A 24,169-nucleotide genomic window follows, 5' to 3' on the forward strand; every position below is an offset into this window, starting at 1 on the left:
TTTTACAAATTTGCCCGCTTAGCTCAGCAGGTAGAGCATCACCATGGTAAGGTGAGGGTCGTCGGTTCGATCCCGATAGCGGGCTTTTGTTCACTATTATAAAGAAAAATATCACAAACTATAAAAGAGGATTTATGAGAATAAAACTTCTAGCTGGTATAGTATTATTTTTAATGACTATATCGCTTTCATACGCTTTCGACAAAACTCCATATTATGTAAACACAGAAACTTATGACTCATACAGAGAGTTATTGAGAGGGGTGCATTATTATAATCAAGAACGTTATGATGCATCAATAGCTAGTTTTAGAAACTCTCTTAATACAAATCCTACTGATAAGTTCATAAGATATTGGTATAGTAAGTCTTTATATAAAGCCGGATATATGTCTTTGGCTATTAATGAATGGCTTAATATTACAAGAATGGGTTATGAGGATCCTATAATACTTTCTAAAATTAACAAATATGATTCTGCAAATGTTAATGAAGAAAAAGAAGATACTTTGAGTAATTTTATTTATTTAAAAGCATTCTCTACTAATCTTAATTTTAGAAAAAATATAAATCAGCCTATACAGATAAAAGTAATGGCTGATGGAAGTTTATATGTTTTAGATTACAGTGATTCTTCTTTGAAAAAATTTGATATTAATGGAAGATTAATAGGAAAAATAGCACATGGAAAAAGATTGGAAAAACAGCAGACTAGCTGGTGGAAAAATGTACTTCAGTTTGTGGCTAAAGTTTATCCTTATGAAAAATTAGAAAACCCTAGAGGTTTTGATATAGATTCAAATGGATACATATATATAGCAAATACTAAAAAAGATAAAATATTGAAATATGATTCTAATCATAACTATATTACAAATATTGGTGTAACAGGAGTAAGTAACGGTCAGCTTCTTGGCCCTTCTGCTGTTGCTGTTGATAAAGAAGGTAATATATATGTTTCTGATACAGGAAATAATAGAATAGTTGTGTTTGATGTAGAAGGAAATTTCTTATATAGTTTTGGAAAGCTTGGGGAAAATAATGGAGAGTTCTTTTCTCCTGCTGGTATAGCTGTTAATGATCAATATATTTATGTTGCTGATATGGGTAATAAAAGAATACAACAATTTGATTTGAGCGGAAACTATATACAAACTATTAAGCATAATTTATTTAATGAGCCTAGAGGTTTATCTTTTGCTAGAGATGGAAACCTTTATATAGCTGATGGTAGTAAAGTATTTTATTATGATATAGTTGAATCTGAATTTACTATATTTAATAATTCTGAAAGATATACTGTAACTCCTACATCTGTTGCTGAAAGTCCTAATGGTAATATATATTTGACAGACTTTATGTCAGGAAGAATAGATGTATATACTAGAAAAGAAGAATATTATGCTAATTTGGATGTATTTGTAGACAGAGAATATTTAAATAAATTCCCTGTTGTTGTAGCTTCTGTTACAGTAAGAGATAGAGCTATGAATCCTGTAGTTGGATTGACTCCTGAGAATTTCTTTGTTACAGAGAATTCAAGTGTTTCTCATAAAGTTAATTTTTATGATGCCCCTGAATTACATGAATACAGATTTATATATTTAATAGAAGACAGTCTTGCAGCCAAGGCTTATGAAAGTAATATAAAAGAAGAAATTAGTAACTTTACTATGAGTTTAACTAATAATGATGAAGTTTTAGTTATACATTATAATGATCAGGTTTATAAGGCTGATAATTATGATGCAAGAAATTTAAGAATACTTGAAAATGCTAATAACTTCCATTTTACAGGAGGAATATCTGCTTTAGATGATGCTTATTATGAGGCAATAAGACTTTCAGGAAATAGCTTTAAGAAAACTGCTATAATACATTTTTCTGTAACTAGTCCTGATGACAGAGTATTTGATATGATGAACTTTAATGATGTAGCAAGTTTTGCTAAGAACAATGCTGTATCACTAAACCAAGTTTATATAGGTACAAATAAGTCTAATTATTTCTTGGATTTAATGACTAAGAATACTTATGGTTATATTATAGATGCTGATCACTCTATAAATTATACTGATGAGCTTGATAAAATGAAGAATATAAATTTTGGAAGATATTTTATATACTATAACAGCTTTAAAAATTTAGCTCAGTCAGGACAGTTTAGGGCTTTGAATGTTAAAGTGCAGTATAGAGATATGTACGGTGAAGAAGAAGTAGGTTATGTAGTGCCATAATAAAATTTATAATAAACAAAAAAAGGCTTTTCATTGTATTATGAGAAGCCTTTTTTATTGTATAGCTTTTGATAATTATAAATAAAAAGGCTTTCTTAAATGAATAAGTAAGCCTTTTATTATTGATTAAATATATTAATTAAATATTATCTTCTCTTTTTTGATTTTTTTCTTTCTTTTCTATTTATTCTGTCTTTTGAACCTCTTTTTCTATCTTTGCTTGATTTATGAGATTTTCTTGAATATATTTCTTTTTTGTTTTTCTTTTTCTTCAAAAAATCTCTACTGTCTATTATATCTCTGTCATCGAAACTATTATCAAATTCGCTTGCAGGTATGAAGTCAATGAATAATTCTTTAACATCAACTTTATAAACTACTATTCTTATTCTGTCGCCCAATGTGTACCATTTAGCATCTTCCTCGCTGTAGGCCGCCTGTTCATGTTCATCATATCTGTAATGTGATTTTAAAACAGCGTATCTTATTAAACCTTCTATTCCTCTGTCTTCTATTTCAACGAATATTCCGAAATTTGTAACGCCGCTTACTATTCCGTTATATTCATTTCCAACCTTGTCTTTCATAAATCTTGCAGCTTTTACTTTATCCAAACTTCTTTCGCATTCAACTGCTATTCTTTCAGTTTTTGAACACCATTGAGCTGAATTAGTATAAAACTGCTGCATAGTAGGTTTTAAATTATTTACTCCTTCTAATGCCTGCTTTAAAAGTCTATGAGTTAGTAAGTCAGTGTATCTTCTTATAGGCGAAGTAAAATGGGTATAATATTCAAAACCTAATCCGAAGTGTCCTATATTATTAACATCGTATATAGCTTGCTTCATAGAACGTAAGAGTAGGGTAAGAAGCAATTTTTCGTCCGGTTTCCCCATTATAGATTCTATAAATGAATGAAAGTCCAAATTACCGTCTGCATCTCTTGTAACTCTGTAGCCTCTATTAAATGCTATTCTTGTGAATGTGTCTAGCTTTTCTTGATCTGGACTATCATGCACCCTGTATATAGAACCTTTTATATTTTTTAATCTCTTAGCTACTTCACAGTTAGCAATAAGCATTAATTCTTCTATTATTTTATGAGTTTCTTTTCTTTCACCGATAAAGAAGTCTTTAGGATTTCCGCCTTTATCCAATATTATTTGAGTTTCATTAAGATTAAACTCTATACTTCCATTGTCTATTCTTTTTTGAAGAAGTATTTTTTTTACATCATCAGCATTTTTTAGTAATTCTACAAGCCAATCTTCATCTTGTTCTATACCGTCCAAAACATCTTGAGCATAATCATAAGTTAATCTTCTGCTTGATTTTATAACGCTTTTATGAAAAGTACTTTCTTTTACATTTCCTTGATTGTCTATTGTTACAAATACAGTCATCGTGAATCTGCTTACACCTTCATTTAAAGAACATATTCCATTTGAAAGCTCATGCGGGAACATTGGATAAACTGTATCTATTAAATAAACGCTGTTTCCTCTTTTTCTTGCCTCTCTGTCTAAAGCACTTCCCATAACTACAAAATGACTAACATCAGCAATATGAATACCTAATTTATAACCGTCATTTAATTTTTCTATACTTATTGCATCGTCAAAATCTTTTGAGTCTGCTCCGTCTATTGTTACAGTCCTTATATCTCTTAAATCTATTCTGTCAAATTCTAATTCTACATTTTCCATGCTGTCTGGTAATAGTTTAGCTTCTTCCAAACATTTTTTTGGAAATTCAGTCGGCACATTATATGCTTTTGCTATTATCTCAGCATCTTTTTTAGCATTATTAACATCTATTTTTATTTCTGGTTTTGGTATGCTTGTTTTTTTATTGCCTGTATCATTTTTTTTATTTTTTGATTTTGACTTTCTATCTTTTAATATATCTCTTTCTTTATTTGTTATTTGTTTTAATTCTCTTTCTAAATATATTTTTCCTTCATTGGTAAGTTTTAAAGTATTAGATTTCTTCATTACCAGTCCCATAGAAACTGACTTTTGAAGCATTTTATCAAAACGTAATTTATCTTTTTTAGTTTCTACATATTTATTTTTATATTCTGATATATCTAATTCTTTTTCTTTATTTATTCTTTTCAGCAATTTTATAACTTTCATTTTTTATTATCCATAACAATTATTAATATTCTACATAAACAATATTATTTTATTATAGCAATATTATTTATAATGTCAAATAGTAATATTTTTTTACATATTTTTTTATATGCGGTTTTAATATAAGGAAGCATTTATTTTTTATGCCCCCTAAAAATAGGGGGCATACAATTTAATTAAATGAAGGTTATAAAATATAGTATCATATTAAAGATACAAAGAGCTTTATTTGTTAGGTATACGTTTTCTTTTGTTAGTATATTCTAACATATTTTATATTTATGTCAATACAAAAATATAACTTTATTAATAAAATAATCTTCTATCTAAAATCTTAATAACCTAAATCATCTGTAAATATTTTTAAGAATTATAAAAAAACATTTCAATAATTTAATTTCATTCAATCTATTAAATCGATAAAAAACAGCTTACAACAAAAGAGTTATAAGCCGTTTTTATCAAATTTTCTATCAACATCAAATAAAACCTATAAAACTATAATAGAAAATAATTTTTATATCCCGCTTTCCTGTATATCCAGAAACAGTTTATTAAAACCGCTCTTTAAGCCATAAGCAACAGGGTATCGAGACTTGTAGAAATAATTATAGGACCAATTAACATCCCGCTTTCCTGTATATCCAGAAACAGTTTATTAAAACCGCTCTTTAAGCCATAAGCAACAGGGTATCGAGACAAATATAGCATGTCACCGAATGAAATAAATCCCGCTTTCCTATATCTAATAGGGTATCGAGACTGGTGGGCGAATCCGTATATTAACTACGATTTAGTTATATTATTTTAACACTAAACATTAATATGTCAATGATCATAACATATTAATATTATTTTATAATTTATATCATTGATTTTATAATTTTTTATAATATAATAAAATTACATATTCTTAAAGGATTTTTATATGTCTAATAATCATAGTAAAAAAAGATATTCATATACACCCGATTCTCAAACTTATAATCCATTTGATCAATTATTTAATTCTGATGAAAATACTGTAAACAGCGATAATAATAATAACAGAAATAATAATAATAACAGAAATAATAATAATAACAGAAATAATAATAATAACAGAAATAATAATAATAACAGAAATAATAATAATAACAGAAATAATAATGAAATATATTATTTATCTTATTTTTTGAGAGAAGATAAGAAGAACAATGATAGAGATAAAAATAAAATTAAAAAACTATTAATACCGCTTCTTACATTTATTGTTGAAAATAAACAATTTAAAGATGAAAAATCACATCTTAAAAAAGATTTTGCAGTTGTTATAAGAAATAGATTTGAAAAACTTCCTTCAGAATATAAAGATGAATTTATCAAAGAAGATAATATGCTTATTAGACAGAATGTGTTGGAGTATAAAATCAATAATGCTTTTACTGAGGCTGCAGTATTTTTAAGAGATTTTAGAAATATAATGATGCATAAAAATGTAAAAGAAGATACTTTTTCAAGATGTAAATTTAAAAAATTTCAAGGAGATTTATTTACATTTTTAATACTTAATATGAAGGCTGCTTTTGGAATCAATGATAAACAAAAATCTTTATTAAAAGAAAAAAATAAAGAAGAAGGTATAAAATTATCATCTGATAAATTTGAGATTAAAAATGAATATATAAAAAAAGTATTGGAAATGAATGCTGAAAGAATGGGAGAAAATTTTGCCAATGTACCATTTATATATGCTTTATCAATATTGGCTATGTTTGTTGAAAGTAAGTATATAAAAGATATTTTGGACTTAATAAAATTGAAAAAATTTATTGAAGAATTTATACTTTCATTTTCTTTAAGAGGCGGATATAAAACTTTTGTTCCGGGTATTTCTTTAGAAGATGATGAATTATATTTAAAACAGATAGAAAATGAATACATAGTTAATGATGAAGTTTCTACTACAGGAAGAAGACTTAAAAAAAACTTATCATATTTCAATATTAATGATATTGATGTTAATAATGATTTTGCAGTTTATAAAAAGATTTTGAAATTCTATAGTTATAGAACAAGTTTCCCAAAGATTGAAGAATTTGAAGATTTAATAAGAGAGTTTAAAGCGAAAGAAATAGCGAATGCCAATAAAAATAAAATTGAAGGTATAATAGAGTTTAATAGAAATGTCGAAGAGCATAATGCTAAAGTAGAGTATAATAAAAAATTAATAAAACAGCCTGTACCTAGTTTGGAAACTGATTATAAAAATATTATACCTTTATTAACTAATGTGTTTAGAAATGAAGATATTTTTATTAAAGAGGCAGCTGAATTTTTATCTTTAAAATATAAAAGTCAATTTGGAAATGATACTTGGACTATAGCTGGAAATACTATTATATGGATTGAGCCTAATGATGATATATTATTCGATGTTAGAAGAAAAGTTAAGCCTTCAAAAAATGGATTACATTCCATATATAAAATAGTGTACAGTAAAAAAAATGCAGAAAGATATAGTTTAAACAGATATAATTTAAGAGCATTAATAACTTCTATTTTAATTAATGGAGGAGTGGAATTCAAAAAATTAAAAACTACTGCATCAGATAATTGCCCCCCTTCTAATAATAAAGAAACTAATAAAGTTAATAATGATAGATTATTAATTGATGCTATTAAAAAGAAAAGTGAAAATTGGAATAGATATCAGCAGGCTTCTTTTATAATTAAAGTCATTAGAAGAAGTGCCATGAAAAATGAGGAATTACATAACAGAGATAGTGTTGCTTTCTTTCAGGAATTTGCTAGAGTTTTATATTTATTGGATAATAGAAATGGAAATGTATATGATGATATTATTGCTGTTATGCATAGATACAAAGTTAATACAAGTAATTTTTCTGATAAAGTGAAAAATATCTTAAAATGTCATACTTTATCTGAAATGCTTAATCAATCTTTTACTTTATTTACTATTCCCAATAAAGAAATAAAAAACGATTCTGATAATTTACTTTTTAAAACTTGGAGTAAATTTGCATTTCTTCCTTATAATGAGAAAAATAAAGAAATTTCAGACATACTTCAATGGAATAATATAAAAACTAAATATGATATTAAAAATAAAAATGCGGATTTATTTGATATACTGTCAAAAGTTTTTGAACAAGAAAAAATGACTCCGCCTCATTTAGTTGATATATATAATGATTATATTAAAAATAATAAAATAGATAAATACAGAAATAAAGAAATTAGAAATATTATAGCAGAAGAAATGATATTAACATATATATCTTTACAATATGTTAATAATATGAATAAAAATAGAAATTCTTATTTCAGATTAGAAAGTTATGAGGATAAAACTGATAATAGCCCTTTAAAATTTAATTTAATATGGGAATTAAATCCTATCATTAAGATTGATATAAAAGACTATATGAAAAAAGATATACGTTCTGCTTTAAATTGGATATTTGATGTTTCAAGAATAAAAGAAGAAGGTAAAATTGAAGGAAAGGAAGATTTACAGAAATGTCTTACTAATGTTATTAGATCTTATAAAATCATTACTTCTCACGATATATTAAAAAATAAATGTCCTAAAGTTTCTGCAGAGATTGGTAAAGATATTTTAAATGCAGATAATATAAAAGATATGGTAAAAGTTTTGATATGGGCTCAAAAGGAATTATTATATTTTATTTGTAATATGGAGGCTAATATTATATATACACTAAATAAAATATATACTCAAGCTGAAATAGATGAATTAACAAGAGAAGATGGATATTTCAATTTCGGAGATTTAGTTAGTTTACATAATAAAAATATAGAACAAATAAAATATTTAGATAATCATAAAAATAATTCTGCTCTTGATATTAGAATAATAAATGTTAGAAATATGTTGGCTCATGGAAGATTGTTTGATAAAAGTTGTGAACTTAATTATAAGTCTGCTATATCTATATTAGATGATGCTATGAAAAGAACTTTAGAAAAATCTTTACAAGATGTATATCTAAAAAATAATAAATACAATAAAAAATAATGCATATTTATTTTTCAGTTGTATATATTCGGCATATACTAAAAATTTTTAACTTTCTTAACTGATGGACTTTATCTAAATTTTATCAACTTTTTTGCTGCACACGCTCTGCGGACTTCGTCAAAGTTTTTATCCTTCGGATACGCTACGCGAAAAACTCAATTACTAGAACTTTATATTTAAGAATATCTATTAAATATGGTGTAATACCCTAATTTTAGGGTAAAAATGCAGTTGTTCGCGAAGCGTATACTAACCTGTCGAGGATATAGGTTCTCGCCTGCCGTAGGCACACTTCGTTAGGCGGGCGTCGCCTTATACCAATACTTACAGTACTTCCTTCGGTCGTAAAAGAACTTGGGTGCTGCACGCTGTGTACCTTGTAAGGGCAAAGCCCCAGATATAAAAACAAAAATATAAACTTATTTTTGACAAAATATAGTTATTTAAGTATATATTGTTAATTTCAAATTTAATAAATACATTATTTATATGTAGAAACAATTTAATATCATTAATAAGCATAAACATATAAAAAATCTAATTAAAATATTAAAAGCCCTGTCAAGATTTTGAACCTTAACAGAGCTATTAATCCCGCTTTCCTGTATATCCAGAAACAGTTTATTAAAACTGCTCTTTAAGCTATAAGCAACAGGGTATCGAGACTACACAAAGCACCGATGGAATGTCGTATAATCCCGCTTTCCTGTATATCCAGAAACAGTTTATTAAAACTGCTCTTTAATCCATAAGCAACAGGGTATCGAGACCACCTAACTACACCAATCATAATTCCGCCAACTTTGATAAAGTTTATCATATATATAATAAACTTTCAATATAAGGAATCATTTTTATAATTATCTCCGTATTCATCGTAGTTTTTATAAGAATCATAAGTGCTGTTATTATTGTCTTGATATTCAGTGTCAGTATCTTTATATTTAGGATTATCTATTCCAAATATTTGTACCCAATAAGCTTTTCCATTTTTTACATACAATCCTACTCCAACACTTGTATATCTTTTATCAAGAATATTTTCTCTATGTCCCTTAGATTCCATCCATGCTTTCATAACTTCTTTTGCATTTTTATATCCGCTTGCTATATTTTCTCCATTTCCATTCCAGTAATTTTCTATATTCAAGTCTTCCATTATTGTATAGAATTCTTTTCCATTTGGTCTAGTATGCGAATACTTTTCAAATAATTCTTTTGCTCTAGCCATTGCCATTTTTTCTAAATTTTTATCTCTTTTTAATTTTGTTATGGCTCCATTATTGTTTCTATTTTCTGTTATTAAATCATATACTTCATTAACTTCATCGTCATAATTAATTCCATTAAAAACACCAGCTACCACATAATTATAATTTTCAATCTTATAAACAGCAACTGAGGCATAATCATAATTATTTAAAAAATTATCATTATGTACACAAAAATTAACTAATGAACTAGAAGAAGTAAATCCATATGTATATACTATTGAATAATCAGTAATATTTAAGTTAGCATCTGAAATATATTCATAATCGATATAACCTTTATGAGCATACATTTTAGCCATCTTAGCTAAAGCTCTATCTAACTGGTTATTTTGTTTAATAGGATGCTTTCCATTTGCTATTCTATAATCATTAATTATAGAAACGAAATTATAAGTAAAAGCATTATAAGATATAAGTATAAATAGTATTAATATGTTCTTCATATTATCTCCTTTTAATATAGATTTAATGATATTGAAAATATCACGATTCCAATTTGTACTAAAAATAATTAATCTATATTCAAGAAATAATATATAAAAGAACTAATAATTGTATATTTATATTATAATAAAATTTTTATATTATTTCAAGTATTTATAGCTTAAATTTTATAATTTTTGAGATTATATAAAAATATTTGTATTTATAGTATTTTATGATAATATTTCTAATAACTTATAAAAATTATATAAGGATATATTTATGGAATATGGTTATGAATTAATATATGCAGTAGAAGCAATTAATGAAATGGATCAAGAATTAAAAAAAAGATTGAAAGAATTTATATATATAGCTAAAAAAATTCTAAAAATGATTCTAATACTAATATAAAGAATATACTAAATTCCATAGAAATAAAAAATATAAATAATGATGATTATGAATTAAGTATTAATAATATTAATTCTGATGATATAAAATATATAAAAACAGAATTCGAAAAACTTAAACTTAAACAAGAAGCATTAGAAATGAAAGAGATTAACAGCTATATAGAAGAAATATCTAAGGCTGATACTCAAAATTTACCTATTGTTTATTTGTTAGCGATTGCTTCAGAGAATAATGCTGATTCAACTGATTTGATAAGAATAAACAATATAGTTTTATTGGAAAATAAAAAATTGATATATCTCAAAGATTTACTGAATTTATTTGGAAACAACTTTATAAATATTATAAATGATTTATTGACAAAAATTGATAAAGAAAAGTATGAAATAGAAATTGTATATAAAGAAGATAATAAAGATAATAAAGTATTAAAAATAAGTAATTTAGATAATGAAGAATTAAAAAAATTAAAAGAAAAAACAAGAAAGTTTATTATTGAAACAATAGAAAAATCAAAAAAAGATTTTAAAGATTATTTATTTAAATTAGAGAATTGGCAAGAAAATTTTAATAAAGATTATTTTGATTTACCGTTTTTATATTTATTAATTATTTTTAGACAGTGTATTTCTGATAAAGATATTTATATGTATTGTATTAATTTAGGATTAGATGATAATATAATAAATTTTATATTTGCAGATACAAAAATATATAATATTTATATAGACGAAAGCGGAAAAATAATTAATAATGAAGAATTTTTGGTAGGTGGTTATTTTATAGAAGATATAAATTTTAGGTGTTGGAATGAGAAAGCAAGAAGATTATTTTATAATATACTAGGTAAATATAGTAATAATATCTCAAATAAAAAAATTATATATCATAGAAATGAAATAAAAAATAAAAAATTAAAAAAGAATATTACTTATGATGTATTTAATTTTGTTAAAATAAATAATGGAAAGTTTATTTCTATATGTGAAAATAAAGTTAAAAATAATTTATTTTCAAGGAGATATTATATTTCACTTCTTTCAGAATTAATTATGTATACTGTAAGAACAATAATTGTAGAAAATAAAATAAATTTAATAGATGATAAGTTATTATTAATAATAAAAGTATCATCTAGGAGTTATAAAGATCAATATAATAGTATAACATTTAAATTTAAAGATGTAGAAAAATTTTTGACAAATGCTATAGATTCTAAAATAGAAGTTTCTGAAATACTAGATAAATGGAAAAGTGATGCTGATCAATATTTAACAAGAGAGAGATATATTGAAAAATTAGATATTTCGCCTGTTATATATGATGGCATAGAACAAGTTAAAATAAAATACGGTTTAAATACTAAGAATATTGACTATGAAATACTTGATTTTGAAATGGCATCTATGACTCCTGATTTAGTTATTGCAGATTATTTTTGTAATTTCTATTTTAATTTTATTAAAGTAGAAGAATTAAAAAATCTTATAGATATTTTTGGATATATGATATATACAAATATTGAATATAATCCTTTTAATAGTGAAATTGATTTTGATTTTAATATGAAAGATTATTATAATATTTTAAAAAGAGTTATTTTATATAAAAAAATATCTAGTTCTGATAAAGTAACCAAATATACAAGAGAATATTCTAAAAAATTAGTAGCAAAAATTATCGAATATTTAAAAACTGATAATCATACAAATAAAAATAGATATATAGTTGGAGCTTTAAAATCTATTTTAGAAAATATTGAATATCAATCTGATTTTATTAGAAATTATAGCGATATTATAGATTCTTATAATGTTTTGATAGATTTAGCAAAGAATAATGTTTTAACAAACGATAAAGTTTTAAACGGTGCCATTATATTTGCTATTAACACAGGAAAATTATATGTTTTTAATCATGCAGATGATGATGAAAAGGCTCGTGAAGTAGTAGAAGATAATAAAAATTACAGAGATGATGTGCTTAAAAGTGTTGATTTTATAGATATAGTTGTATTATTTGATAATATAAGTTCTATTGTATATTGGTATAAATATAACACTAAGTATTCTATAAAGGCATTAAAACAAACTTTATCTAATAAAAATATAGAAATAGAAGACTATGAAAAAGCTAGACTACATGGAACTTTAGGACAAAGCTATAATATTAATTATTATATTACAAATAATACAAATGATTTGATTAATGCAAAAGATGCATTTATAAAGGCTATAAATTATTTTAATAATAATAATCTTGAAATTATTAGAGAATATAGTTATTTACAGAATGTGGCTATAACTGCTAAAGATGAAAATGAATTTTTAGAATATACTGAAAAATATTTGAATTTAATATCAGATGATTATAAAAATATTGTAGAGTTGAATAATAAAATTGATACATATTTATCTCTATCTAATAAAGATAAAGGCTATGAATTTTTTGTTATCAGACTTTTAAGATACTGTAATACATTTAAAATAACCAAAAAATCAAAAGAAATTGCTAATTTATTAATTACTAATCATAAACATTTTATAGAAAATAATATAGTATCATTGGAAGATGTAGATATACAAAAAGAATATGGCTTATTATTATATAAATATAATGATGGTGAGATTGATACTCAATATTTGAAAAAATGTTATTCTTTTATGAAAGGTCAATTAGGTACTTTTAATTATATGAGGATGCTTTCATTATATTTAATAGAAATATTAATGGATAATGAATCCAATATTGATAAAGCTTTGTCAATAATAATAGATTTATCAAAGATCACTGGGGCAGGATATAAAATAGCTTTTAAAGGTTTACATAATAAAGCTTCAATAGTAAATATAAAAGAATGGGCATCAAATGTGAGAGATAAATTATATATGTAGTATTAATTTTTTATAATATGATATTAAATTAAAATAATTTTCATAATTTATATCATCTATTGCAAATAAATATTTATTTTTTATTTACAGACTAATAGAAATATATTTTATTATATTACAATACTATGTAAACCATAACTCAAATGCTGCTTTATTAGTACACTAATTAAAAATTAGCTTTCATAAGAGTACCTGAGTTTTTTACTAAATTAAAATACTATACAGCTTTATCATTACCTGATGATATATTCTCCCATTTTGATTTATATTTATTAAAATTATTGTTTATATGATATTTTATGTTTTTTACCGAATCCATAAAATATTTTGAATCATATTGAGAAATTTTATTAAATATTTGCCTTCCTTTTTTAGGAATATTTAATGTATTTCCAAACAAAAATATATCTGCAATATGTAATAATATTATTATGATTATAATAGATTTTATTAATGAGAATATATTTGATATTATTTTTTTCATATGATTACTCCTATTATTTTTTATCATTTTATTAATTCATCTATATCAATTTTATAATTTATACCTTTTTCAATTTGTTTACCTTGTAATATATATTCTTTATAGTCTTTGTAAGGCGGATCAGGATACACACTTTTATATTCGTACCAAATAAATTTTATATCATAAACTCCACCGTCTAGATAGAATGATATATTATATGAATCTTTTCCTGTATCATATTCTTCTGAATATTTATCAGTAGTTATTATTCCCATAAGCTCATAGTTATTTTCTGTAGTTTTAGAAACATAAATAGACATAGGTTTTCTAGTATGTGATTCAGACTTTATTGTTATTAAAGAGTGATAAATATTAGGTTTAGTATTAGCAGTGCATGATATAATACTCATTATTAATAGGCTTATGGCAGTAATGTTTATTATGTTTTTTTCATATGTTTAACTCCTTTTTTATAGTTTACAAATGAATGTAGCTTGCAATCCTAAATCAAAGCATCCGTTTTCATCAAATATGGTAGGTTTTATATCGAAATTGCTTGCAAAGTATGGCTGATCTGATAATGACCATCCAAATAAACCAAGACCTATTATAGTAAAGGCAATAGATGTGCCTAATATAATACTGCTTCCTACAGGAGTAAAGTAAGGCATATTATCAGGTTTTGTATTAATTTCTCCTTTTTTCCAAGCATTGTATAAAGTTAGTTTTCTGTATTGTATTACTCCTGAAAGAGATGAATTAGGATTTTTATAAAGATAGTATTCATTTGCTGCACTTCCTCCTATCTCACGATGCCAACTATCTAATTCAACACTTGAATATATAGTGCCAGCTAATCCTGAAGCTATGAATAATACTCCTGTTACCATAGCTGGTATTCTGCTGATTTTTTTAGTTGGTATTGTATTTTGTATCTTATAATTATGTAGAACTTGATGAGTTTCTACTCTAATATGTGATTGCTGTCCTGTTATTTTCTCATATAAGTCTAAAGATAATTTTACTATATTGTTATAGCTCAAATCATTTAGAACTTTAGTTACTGATTTTTCAGGCTCGTATGTATTAATATTTTTTATGGATATTGAACAGATATATTTATCTTCTAATTTCATGATATTACCTGATACAACATGTGTTATTAGTGATTTATTTATTGATTGTGCATCTGGATTATTTATTTTTATATTTTCTTGCTCTTCTAGCATCATTTTATCAATATTTTTATCCCTATTAAAAACATTTAATCCATTATCTGTTAAAACACTTTCTATTATTTCTTCTATATAAGTGTCATAATTAGGATCAAAATTAAAAGGTCTTATTGATATTCTATAATTTTTGTAATCGTTAACGTTTGCTGATAATGAACTTACGAAAAGCATTAAAAATAGTATTGATAAAGCATAAAATTTTTGCATATATTAACTCCTTATTATTTAATTTATTTTTTTAATTGAGCAGATATTGATGCTGCTAAATTTGTTATTTTTTCAAGTACAACATTTGAATTAGTTAAGAATTCTTCATAGTTATCTATTTTTTCATATTTGTTTAAATATATTTTTCCATTTATCATATTTATCATTTTACTGCTTAAAAAATATTCATTTAGAGGGCTTCTTGATATTTTATTAATCATTATATATTCAGCATTGTATTTATTAGTGAAACTGTTTACATTTTCATAATTTAAATTATAGCTTTGATAGTCAATTTCTTCATTTCTATAATATTTTATATCTTTATCTAAGATTACAAAATTTTTATATTCATGATTACTAAGTTCATTTATCAAAATTTTAGATAGATTTACAAATACATTATTATAAAATTCATTATCATCATCAATGATGTTTTGCTTATCAAATGATGTTAATATAATTCTTTTCTTGCCATTTTCTATATGATCATTAGTTTGGCCATAAATATAGAAAGCATTTAAAACAATAAATAAAATAAATATTTTTTCATATTATTAATACTCCAATTATAAATTTTTATTTTATTATCAAGGAATTCTTTTAATTTTATAGAGAACTCCTCTCTTAATATTTTTTCTACATTATACTTAACTAAATCTTTAGCTTTCTCAAAATTATCTATATAATTATCTTCAGGAATTTTTTGGAATTGAAAAGTGTGTATAGTAACGTTATTATTTAAAATGTATAAACTAAAATGTGATTCATAATTATTTCTGTGTGTGTCTTTATCTTCTACTTGTTTTAATGTAATATTTATTTGAAATACATAAGATGCATTATCATCTGAAGATATATTGAATCCATACTGGTTAATATCATAATTTAGTACATCTATTATTTGTTTACTTATTCCTATACCAGTTGGGGATACTTTAAATGTTAATTTATTTTCTGCTTCTTTTAATTTAGGTAAAATATCATCATATTTATGTTCAAGCTCCAAGCATTCAAAATTCATATATTCAATTTGCTTATTATAAGTATGATTCTTTCTAGATAGAATATACATCATTTCTAAATATACAAATCTATTGAAAGGATCTTCTTCAGATATTAAATATTCATTATATGTATTGATACTATTTTCATTTTTAAGAATTCTATTTTTTAGAATAGAATATAGTTTTATTTTATTAACTATAGAGAATACATAATATTTATTTTCTTCTTTATTATATTTTTCTTCTATGAATTCTATATCAAATATCTCAGCATAACCCTGCAAACTTTTGTTTTCTTCCAAGAAAGGTATATATGCTATATTAATATTTTTTGATTTATATTTATCTAGGAATATACTATCTGCTTTAAATCCAACATAAAAGTATTTATCAGCCATATTTATATAAGCATTTATTTTTGCCTCTTTAATACTCATACCTTCTCCTATAGAATATAAGTATTCATTATTTTTTATATATTTTTTTCTAATTTTTTTATACTACCTGGAATTTCAGCCAAAGCATTCATACAAAAGCATATAAATATTATTTTTAATACAATAATTTTTCTCATATATTCCTCCATTTATTAGGTTTTAGATATATACAATATAAATGTCTATATTTGATTATATTTAACAACATTGAATATAGGTATTAGTACCTCATTATCTTTACTTACAGTCATAGTTAATGTAAATGAATTGTTTGCTATTAATATATCTATTTTTCCATCATAAACTGAATTATTATCAGTGTATTTAAATGAATATAGTGCTAGCTTTCTTATATATGTACTATAGTAATCATTGTGTATATATTTATTATTGATAGTAAGAGATTCTGATTCATTGATATATACTGTTGTGTAATTTTCTGATATTATTACATTTGGATATTTAAAGTACATGCTCCCTTCATATTTTCCTGCAAAATATGATATTTCTTTTTTTTCCGGATTAGTAGCTTTAGCACATGAAATAATTGCCATTAATATAATAAATGAAACGATAATCGTTTTTTTCATAATATATAACTCCTTTAATTTTTTATTAAAATTGCATACTTGAATCATCTAATATTTTTATAACTATATCAGGATATATTTTTTGAGATATTTCATATTCTATTCTTTCTATATATTCAAAAGACCATGGATATGAATATATAATGTTGTTATTTTTTATATTCATTACTTTGATATTTAATTTTTTTGTTTCATTTATATAGCTTAGATAACCAAACAATACATAGTCAGCATTTGATTTTATAGCATAATTCATCATTATTTCGTTATATTCTTTCATATTTAATGAATTAAAATCATAATTCATTAATGGAGGATTTATTATTTTGATAGTATCTGTTTTTGATATATGTTCATTGAACATTTCTAATATGCTTATATTATCATTGTGTTCAATTCCGTTAAATGGAAATAGTATTAATGTTTCTGAGAATAAACTTGATGTAATTAACATTGATATTATTAAAAATCTAAACATAAATAAACTCCTTAATTTTATATTTAAAAGCCGGCATGATTATGCTATAACCATACCGACTTATTGTACCTCCCTAATAATTAATATCTTTTGCTTGAATTATTTATACCATCAACTATTCTTTTACTCATAGTGGCTATCCATCCTGCTATATCCTCTGGATTTTCAAATGTACATTGTGCACCAGCTATATGATTTCTGTTAGTATCTATTACTCTTATTACCAATCTTTTTTTATTACCCAATTTATTTATTTGTCCTATTAGTACATAATCAGAGCGAAGATATTTAGCTATCTTTATAGCTTCATTTTCGTATGTAGATGAATATAATGATCTGTAGTATTCTTTACTATCGCTTACTTTACCTCTATCATATGAAGAGTTATATAAACCTTTACCGCTTTTAACTTTTATACCTTCCAAATTGATTAATTCTATCTCAAATAAATTGGATAGAGTTACATTGTCAATATCAACAGGACCTTGAAATGTGATTACAACTATACTCTTATTATTATTATTGTAAGCAAATGCAGAAGAACAGATAACTGTCAATACTAATAATATATATAATATTTTTTTTCTCATAGAATTCTCCTTGTCATTTTGTAATATATAAATTTCTTTTACTCATAAAAAACTCCATAATAATTATTTTTTATTACAGTAATAATGAATTAATTTTAATCATATGTACCTCCTTATTATTATTTTTATTAATGCTGGATTTGTTCCCCTCATAAAATCCACCATTCATTGTTATGTCAAAGAGCTATTTAATCATATTATTAAGTTTCTTATAGGGTGTCAGAATATTTTCTATCCTAACACCCATACCAAAAATGCTAATTAGTATTGACTGTTGTTGGAATCTATATCAGACGATATTTTCATACACATACTATCTATCCATCTTTCTATATCCTCATATTCTTCGAAACTACATTGAGCACCAGCTATATGATTTCCTTTAACATCTATTACTCTTATCATTAGTTTATTTTTATCACCCAATCTATTGATCTGTCCTAGAAGTATGTAGCTAACATCAAGTTTTTTTGCTATTCTTATAGCTTCATTCTCATAGTCAGATGAGTACAAAGAACTGTAAGTATTTTCTGATTCTATTTGACTTTTTTCACCTTTACCACTTATTACATTGAAGTTTCCAGAATTAGCCAATTTGATTGCGAATAAACTAGATAATGCAACATTGGTTTCATCATCAGGACCTTGGAATGTGATTATACCTATACTTTTTACACTGTCATAATTAGATTTAGCGAATGCAGAAGAACAGATAACTGTTAATACTAATAATATATATAATATTTTTTTTCTCATAGAATTCTCCTTGTCATTTTGTAATATATAAATTTCTTTTACTCATAAAAAACTCCATAATAATTATTTTTTATTACAGTAATAATGAATTAATTTTAATCATATGTACCTCCTTATTATTATTTTTTATTAATGCTGGATTTGTTCCCCTCATAAAATCCACCATTCATTGTTATGTCAAAGAGCTATTTGTTATGTTGAAACATAATCATATGATTAATCATATTGTTATATCATTAATCATATTATTAAGTTTCTTGTGGGGCATCAGAATATTTTCTATCCTGATACCCAAACCACATATAGTATTAGTACCAATTAATATAGTTTTCTAGCATTTTATTACTGATGGAATAAGATATATTATCAATTCTTTTTACTAAATCCATGATGTCATTTTCAAAATAAAATTCTTGTCCGCTAACTAAGTTTCCGTTTCTATCCAAAAATTTTATGAATAGTACACTTCTTTTTGTATTTGGTACTATATCTCCTGTTAATACATAACTCGATTCTATATGTTTTAGATTGTCTGCTACAAATTTTTCATAATTAAGAGTTGACATTTTAGCATATGAATTATTATTCATAGTGTTTTTTATATATGCATCTATAATATTATTTTTAGCAGATTTGAATTTTAATTGAGGTATTTCTGATAATTTGATTGATAATAAGTTATATAATATTTCATTATCTTTCTGAACTGGTCCATTGATAGGCATTATTGTAACACTTTTTGTTTTCTCTAGATAAAACTTTGCAACATCGTATTGTTTTTCTTTTATTTCTTTAGTAAATGCTAAGGAATAATTTAATGATATTACTAATGCAATTAATAGAGTCTTTTTTAATAAGTTAATATTATTTTTGTTTAGTATTTTTTTAATGACATATAGTCCTCCTTATTATGATGAATTATTATTTTTATATCATCTAGAGGAGGATTATAAGAATAAAGTTTTAGCCTATAATCTGATAAAATAAAAACAACAGAGTTTATTTGATAAGATACACCTGATGATAGTGTACAATTATAAAAAGATTGTAATGAAGATGGTAAGCCTAACTTATTCATTAATAATCCTCCGTAGATGAGTTAAATCTGCTTTATAGCAGACGGTTCTAAATTAACTAAAAATAAAAACCCATCCATATGGAACTATTAAATAATAGTTAAGTCATCTTCTATGAAAGATCGAATAAGCATAACTTATGCTTACACTATTAATATAATTTATTTTTATATAATTGTCAATGTAATTTATAAAAAAATATATTTTTATAAAAAAATTAATATTAATTTCCTGAATATTATTTTTATTAAATTATAATTTTTATAAAATATTAAAGTTAATTTATGAGCGGCCGATAATATACTTAGTTGATTGGACTACCCCCCAATAACTATATTTGTAATAAGCCGCTTTGTTCATCCCACAAAAGCGGTTTATTTTTTTAAATGATTTTTCTAAATTCCAATCTAATATTATTATATTAATCAATCAATAAACACTTATAACATATCTCAATAACAATAAAATTGATTAAAAAATAGTTTCATTATATATTTTTTGTATTATTTAAATTATATAAGAATAAATTATGGGAAGTATAGAAAGTCATATAAAAAAAGTTACAAATAATAAAGATATTTCAGATGAGCTTAGACGCAGTATTGAAGATTATGTATATTTAAAAAGTGATAAAGTACCTGAAAGAGTTCATTCTATAATGAATAGAAATGATTTTGATGCTTTTATTAATGATTTAAGTAAATGTAGACAAGATGAGAGAGAATCATATAAAAGACTTCTTATCCTTTACATACATAATAATTATGAATATAGAGAAAATAATACTTATAATATTATAAAATTTTATTATTTAGATGAGTCTGTAAAAAATGCATTTCTTTATTATATTTTTGAAAACAAAGAAAATATTATAGGAATTCATTTTTTTATAGATTTGTTAAAATGCTATAATTTAATTTTTAAAGATTTAGTGAAAATAGATAATAAAATAAAAAATTCTTTTAATAGATTTATAGAAGAAATAAAAAATAAAACTGATGATGAAATAATTAATGAATATAAAGATTATAAAATATACTGCCCATTATATATTTTATCTCAATTAATAATACATACCAAAGATAAAAACTTGGCTAATAAATTATTATCTATAATTTCAAAAATAGAAGACAGAGAAAATATAATAATTAGAAATATTTTATATTCTTTGTTTTTAATAATTGATGTATCAGAGGAAATAAAAAATAAATTTGTAGAAATTTTATCAAATAATAAAGGTTCATCAGCTTTATTTATGAAGGATATTAATGTTTTTTATAAAAGCGAATATTTTATAAGATATATAATAGATGTTAATTATACTTCATCTGATAATAAATATAATAATGTAACTTTAACATATCCATTTATCAATGAACTTCCTCAAATCTTACAAAAAATATTTTATTTATTTAAATCTAATTCTCAGAATATCAAATTGGAATTAATAGAATCATTATACAATGAAGATAAAGATAATTTTTATAATATGCATAAATTATATCAGGAATCTGTTTTGCTTGATTATAATAATTCTAACCCTCAATTAAAATATAATAACATGCATTTTGTAGACAATTGTATTGATATTTATTTGCTTATGTCTGCATTTTTATTTAATAAAAAAGAAAATGAAATTATAGATAATAATGTAATTGATAGGGCTCTAGATTTTCTATTTAATTTTTTATACCCGCTTCCTGAATGTTATGATGATTATAATGATTATAAATATTTGATACATAATATATTTGAGTATCATACATATATGCTTGCTTTATTATATGATTATAATGATAAGGCTAAAAACTTCATAAACTCTACTCTTTATTCTTATATTACAATAAATAGTTTTATTTCAGCTAGAAATTATTTATATGATGAAACAGTTTTTAATATTGTAAAAGAAATATTTACTTTAAATGATAAAGTTAACATAACACATATTTATTTAACTTACTATATTTATACGAGTGCCATATATTCTGCAGATAACAAGAAAAAAACATTATTGAATATATATAATATTACAGAAATAGGCAATGATTATTTAGAAGATATTTATAAGTTTATAGATGATGATAAGTTTATAAAAAAGATCTCTAAGGATATTAATTTCACCATACATCTTTTGAATACTTTATATAATAAAGAAAGTAAAATAGAAAATTATAAATTAGTATTAAAACTTCTTGAAACATCTAAATCAAAAGAGATAAAGAAGACTTGCATTAAAATATTAGAAAAATCAGAAAGTAAAGTAAAAGATGATGTACTTCAAAAACTTGGTAAATCTAAAGGAGAATTTGAAACTTCATTAAAAAGCATAATAAGAATTTGGGATATGAGCAGATTTAATGAAAGTTTTGAATTTGAAAATATAGAAGAAATAAACTCTCATGTAGATAAATATTATAATGAAGGATACGAAGAAAAAATCAATAAATATAATTTTATAGAAAAAGAAATATCAAATGTATTATTTAAAGATAAAAAAACATTAGTGCCGTTAAAAGTAATGAAGTATATTTTTACCGAATATATAGCATTAAAAGAAATAAATAAATTAATAGATATAGAAAAAAATCATTAATCATTTTGATATAGAATCTTTCAGAAATGCTTTGTCAAATATATATAATGAATTTGTTAATTTGAAATATCCTATAGAATTAAAAAATATATATATTCTTTACTCTTTATATATGGATGATGAAACAGTATTAAAATTAAAAAATGAAGTAGATTATTTAACTAATAATGCCAGAGGAGCATTGGCTGCACATATAGTACAATGTATGGCATTGAATGGAAATAAATTGGTACTTGTCATGCTTGATTCTATTTCTTTAAAATATAAAAATAATCAAGTTAAAAATGCTGCTAAAACTGCATTAGAAAATGTTTCTTCTATACTTGGAATTACAAGAGGTGAACTTATTGATAAAATAATACCTGATTTTGATTTTGACAATAAAGGACAAAAGATTTTATCCTATGGAGGAGAGGCTCAAAGAACTTTTACTATAAGCATAAACAATGATTTTAGTTTATCAATTAAAGATAATCAAAATGATAAAATAATAAAATCTCTTCCTGCTCCAAATAATAAAGATGATAAAGATACAGCCTCAAAAGCAAAAAAAGAATTAACAGAATTAAAAAAATCTATAAAAAATACTGTAGAAAATCAAATTATAAGACTTAAAAAAGTTCTGCTTAATGGTAGGAAATGGAGTTATAAAGGATTTAAAGAAGTATTTGTGGATAATCCTTTAATGAATATATTCGCTCAAAAACTTATATGGGGAATTTATGATGATAATAATAAATTAATAGAATCATTCAGATATACAGAAGACGGTTCTTTTAATACAGTGTATGATGAAGAATATATATTTAAAGATGAATTAAAAAATAAAAAAAATATAACATTAATTCACCCTATAGAACTTGATAATGAAATTTTATTGAAATGGAAAAATCAATTAGCAGATTATGATATTGCACAGCCTATAGAACAGTTTAATATGATTTATGAACTTCCTGAAGAAAAAGATATAAATAAAAATCTTGAAATAGTATATCATGATAAAAAAGTAAATCCTTATGCATTAATGAAATTTGCTTCTTCTCTTGATATGAAAAAAGGAGAAATTTTAGATGCTGGAACTTTTTTTGAATATAATTTAAAAGATGAAATTGCAAAAATAATGTTTGTTATTCATTTTAATTATTTGATGGTTGGTTATGTACAGGAAGAAGATGTTGATATTGAAAGAGCAGTATTTTATAAATTAGATGAAGATAATAATTTTAATTTTAATTGTCCAAGCAATCCTTTGGAATTAGATAAAAGATTTGTGTCTTCAATATGCGGTTTAGTAAAAGAGTTATAA

Annotated in this window: 19 protein-coding genes and 1 tRNA gene; 7 read left to right on the forward strand and 13 right to left on the reverse strand. The window is 23.6% G+C overall.

What is annotated here, in order from left to right:
* Positions 1-12 precede the first annotated feature (12 nt).
* Together BINT_RS05515 and BINT_RS05520 are read left to right on the forward strand one after the other, a co-directional pair.
* Positions 13-85 (forward strand) — tRNA-Thr (locus tag BINT_RS05515).
* 49 nt (positions 86-134) lie between these two features.
* Positions 135-2,237, forward strand: coding sequence for a 6-bladed beta-propeller (locus BINT_RS05520; protein ID WP_041177284.1), 2,103 nt, complete (start codon positions 135-137; stop codon positions 2,235-2,237).
* A gap of 146 nt (positions 2,238-2,383) precedes the next feature.
* Here BINT_RS05520 and BINT_RS05525 read toward each other — a convergent pair whose 3' ends face one another.
* The gene (locus BINT_RS05525) at positions 2,384-4,375 is read right to left on the reverse strand and encodes a ribonuclease R family protein (RefSeq protein ID WP_014487563.1); all 1,992 of its coding nucleotides are present in this window, start codon (positions 4,373-4,375) and stop codon (positions 2,384-2,386) included.
* A gap of 928 nt (positions 4,376-5,303) precedes the next feature.
* Here BINT_RS05525 and BINT_RS05530 point away from each other — a divergent pair.
* On the forward strand, positions 5,304-8,417 hold the full coding sequence (locus BINT_RS05530; RefSeq protein WP_014487564.1) for a hypothetical protein: 3,114 nt from the start codon (positions 5,304-5,306) through the stop codon (positions 8,415-8,417).
* Between the two features lie 838 nt (positions 8,418-9,255).
* On the opposite strand, the gene BINT_RS14405 is transcribed toward BINT_RS05530, so the two are convergent.
* Positions 9,256-10,137, reverse strand: coding sequence for a CAP domain-containing protein (locus tag BINT_RS14405; protein ID WP_014487565.1), 882 nt, complete (start codon positions 10,135-10,137; stop codon positions 9,256-9,258).
* 262 nt (positions 10,138-10,399) lie between these two features.
* Here BINT_RS14405 and BINT_RS15280 point away from each other — a divergent pair, with 262 nt between their 5' ends.
* Both BINT_RS15280 and BINT_RS05540 read left to right on the forward strand, forming a co-directional pair.
* A complete protein-coding gene (locus BINT_RS15280; RefSeq protein ID WP_014487566.1) occupies positions 10,400-10,531 on the forward strand; it encodes a hypothetical protein in 132 nt (43 codons plus the stop codon).
* A 140-nt stretch (positions 10,532-10,671) separates the two neighbouring features.
* Complete coding sequence (locus tag BINT_RS05540) at positions 10,672-13,428, forward strand: hypothetical protein (RefSeq protein WP_014487567.1); 2,757 nt, start codon at positions 10,672-10,674, stop codon at positions 13,426-13,428.
* 217 nt (positions 13,429-13,645) lie between these two features.
* Here the strand turns inward: BINT_RS05540 and BINT_RS05545 are convergent, their stop codons facing one another.
* The 11 genes from BINT_RS05545 to BINT_RS05595 form a co-directional block, all read right to left on the reverse strand.
* Positions 13,646-13,912 carry a hypothetical protein gene (locus BINT_RS05545; protein WP_041177285.1) on the reverse strand — a complete coding sequence of 89 codons (267 nt, stop codon included), beginning with the start codon at positions 13,910-13,912 and terminating at the stop codon, positions 13,646-13,648.
* 23 nt (positions 13,913-13,935) lie between these two features.
* Complete coding sequence (locus BINT_RS05550) at positions 13,936-14,304, reverse strand: hypothetical protein (protein ID WP_014487569.1); 369 nt, start codon at positions 14,302-14,304, stop codon at positions 13,936-13,938.
* Between the two features lie 60 nt (positions 14,305-14,364).
* Positions 14,365-15,336 carry a hypothetical protein gene (locus BINT_RS05555; protein WP_014487570.1) on the reverse strand — a complete coding sequence of 324 codons (972 nt, stop codon included), beginning with the start codon at positions 15,334-15,336 and terminating at the stop codon, positions 14,365-14,367.
* A gap of 23 nt (positions 15,337-15,359) precedes the next feature.
* A complete protein-coding gene (locus BINT_RS05560) occupies positions 15,360-15,713 on the reverse strand; it encodes a hypothetical protein (protein WP_014487571.1) in 354 nt (117 codons plus the stop codon).
* A 143-nt stretch (positions 15,714-15,856) separates the two neighbouring features.
* Positions 15,857-16,780, reverse strand: coding sequence for a hypothetical protein (locus BINT_RS05565; protein ID WP_014487572.1), 924 nt, complete (start codon positions 16,778-16,780; stop codon positions 15,857-15,859).
* Between the two features lie 182 nt (positions 16,781-16,962).
* Positions 16,963-17,370, reverse strand: a complete 408-nt coding sequence (locus BINT_RS05570; RefSeq protein WP_041177286.1) for a hypothetical protein — start codon at positions 17,368-17,370, stop codon at positions 16,963-16,965.
* A 25-nt stretch (positions 17,371-17,395) separates the two neighbouring features.
* On the reverse strand, positions 17,396-17,848 hold the full coding sequence (locus tag BINT_RS05575) for a hypothetical protein (protein WP_014487575.1): 453 nt from the start codon (positions 17,846-17,848) through the stop codon (positions 17,396-17,398).
* Positions 17,849-17,928: 80 nt separating this feature from the next.
* Positions 17,929-18,438 carry a hypothetical protein gene (locus BINT_RS05580; RefSeq protein ID WP_014487576.1) on the reverse strand — a complete coding sequence of 170 codons (510 nt, stop codon included), beginning with the start codon at positions 18,436-18,438 and terminating at the stop codon, positions 17,929-17,931.
* A gap of 261 nt (positions 18,439-18,699) precedes the next feature.
* A complete protein-coding gene (locus tag BINT_RS05585; protein ID WP_014487577.1) occupies positions 18,700-19,194 on the reverse strand; it encodes a hypothetical protein in 495 nt (164 codons plus the stop codon).
* Positions 19,195-19,502: 308 nt separating this feature from the next.
* Positions 19,503-19,919, reverse strand: a complete 417-nt coding sequence (locus tag BINT_RS05590; protein WP_014487578.1) for a hypothetical protein — start codon at positions 19,917-19,919, stop codon at positions 19,503-19,505.
* A gap of 149 nt (positions 19,920-20,068) precedes the next feature.
* On the reverse strand, positions 20,069-20,272 hold the full coding sequence (locus tag BINT_RS05595; RefSeq protein WP_041177287.1) for a hypothetical protein: 204 nt from the start codon (positions 20,270-20,272) through the stop codon (positions 20,069-20,071).
* 527 nt (positions 20,273-20,799) lie between these two features.
* Between BINT_RS05595 and BINT_RS14410 the strand changes: the two genes are divergently transcribed.
* Together BINT_RS14410 and BINT_RS14415 are read left to right on the forward strand one after the other, a co-directional pair.
* Positions 20,800-22,863 carry a hypothetical protein gene (locus tag BINT_RS14410; protein WP_049783492.1) on the forward strand — a complete coding sequence of 688 codons (2,064 nt, stop codon included), beginning with the start codon at positions 20,800-20,802 and terminating at the stop codon, positions 22,861-22,863.
* A gap of 31 nt (positions 22,864-22,894) precedes the next feature.
* On the forward strand, positions 22,895-24,169 hold the full coding sequence (locus BINT_RS14415) for a DUF4132 domain-containing protein (protein ID WP_049783493.1): 1,275 nt from the start codon (positions 22,895-22,897) through the stop codon (positions 24,167-24,169).

It is taken from the genome of Brachyspira intermedia PWS/A (assembly GCF_000223215.1).
GTDB lineage: Bacteria > Spirochaetota > Brachyspiria > Brachyspirales > Brachyspiraceae > Brachyspira > Brachyspira intermedia.

Excerpts from the sequence above, each read along its gene's own strand:
- BINT_RS05530 (WP_014487564.1), top strand. The coding sequence starts at position 5,304 with ATGTCTAATAATCATAGTAAAAAAAGATATTCATATACACCCGATTCT.
- BINT_RS05570 (WP_041177286.1), bottom strand. The coding sequence starts at position 17,370 with ATGAAAAAAACGATTATCGTTTCATTTATTATATTAATGGCAATTATT.
- BINT_RS05565 (WP_014487572.1), bottom strand. The coding sequence starts at position 16,780 with ATGAGTATTAAAGAGGCAAAAATAAATGCTTATATAAATATGGCTGAT.
- BINT_RS05540 (WP_014487567.1), top strand. The coding sequence starts at position 10,672 with ATGAAAGAGATTAACAGCTATATAGAAGAAATATCTAAGGCTGATACT.
- BINT_RS14410 (WP_049783492.1), top strand. The coding sequence starts at position 20,800 with ATGGGAAGTATAGAAAGTCATATAAAAAAAGTTACAAATAATAAAGAT.
- BINT_RS05525 (WP_014487563.1), bottom strand. The coding sequence starts at position 4,375 with ATGAAAGTTATAAAATTGCTGAAAAGAATAAATAAAGAAAAAGAATTA.
- BINT_RS05590 (WP_014487578.1), bottom strand. The coding sequence starts at position 19,919 with ATGCCTATCAATGGACCAGTTCAGAAAGATAATGAAATATTATATAAC.
- BINT_RS05555 (WP_014487570.1), bottom strand. The coding sequence starts at position 15,336 with ATGCAAAAATTTTATGCTTTATCAATACTATTTTTAATGCTTTTCGTA.
- BINT_RS05595 (WP_041177287.1), bottom strand. The coding sequence starts at position 20,272 with ATGAATAAGTTAGGCTTACCATCTTCATTACAATCTTTTTATAATTGT.
- BINT_RS05550 (WP_014487569.1), bottom strand. The coding sequence starts at position 14,304 with ATGAGTATTATATCATGCACTGCTAATACTAAACCTAATATTTATCAC.
- BINT_RS14405 (WP_014487565.1), bottom strand. The coding sequence starts at position 10,137 with ATGAAGAACATATTAATACTATTTATACTTATATCTTATAATGCTTTT.
- BINT_RS15280 (WP_014487566.1), top strand. The coding sequence starts at position 10,400 with ATGGAATATGGTTATGAATTAATATATGCAGTAGAAGCAATTAATGAA.
- BINT_RS05575 (WP_014487575.1), bottom strand. The coding sequence starts at position 17,848 with ATGTTTAGATTTTTAATAATATCAATGTTAATTACATCAAGTTTATTC.
- BINT_RS05545 (WP_041177285.1), bottom strand. The coding sequence starts at position 13,912 with ATGAAAAAAATAATATCAAATATATTCTCATTAATAAAATCTATTATA.
- BINT_RS05520 (WP_041177284.1), top strand. The coding sequence starts at position 135 with ATGAGAATAAAACTTCTAGCTGGTATAGTATTATTTTTAATGACTATA.
- BINT_RS05585 (WP_014487577.1), bottom strand. The coding sequence starts at position 19,194 with ATGAGAAAAAAAATATTATATATATTATTAGTATTAACAGTTATCTGT.
- BINT_RS05580 (WP_014487576.1), bottom strand. The coding sequence starts at position 18,438 with ATGAGAAAAAAAATATTATATATATTATTAGTATTGACAGTTATCTGT.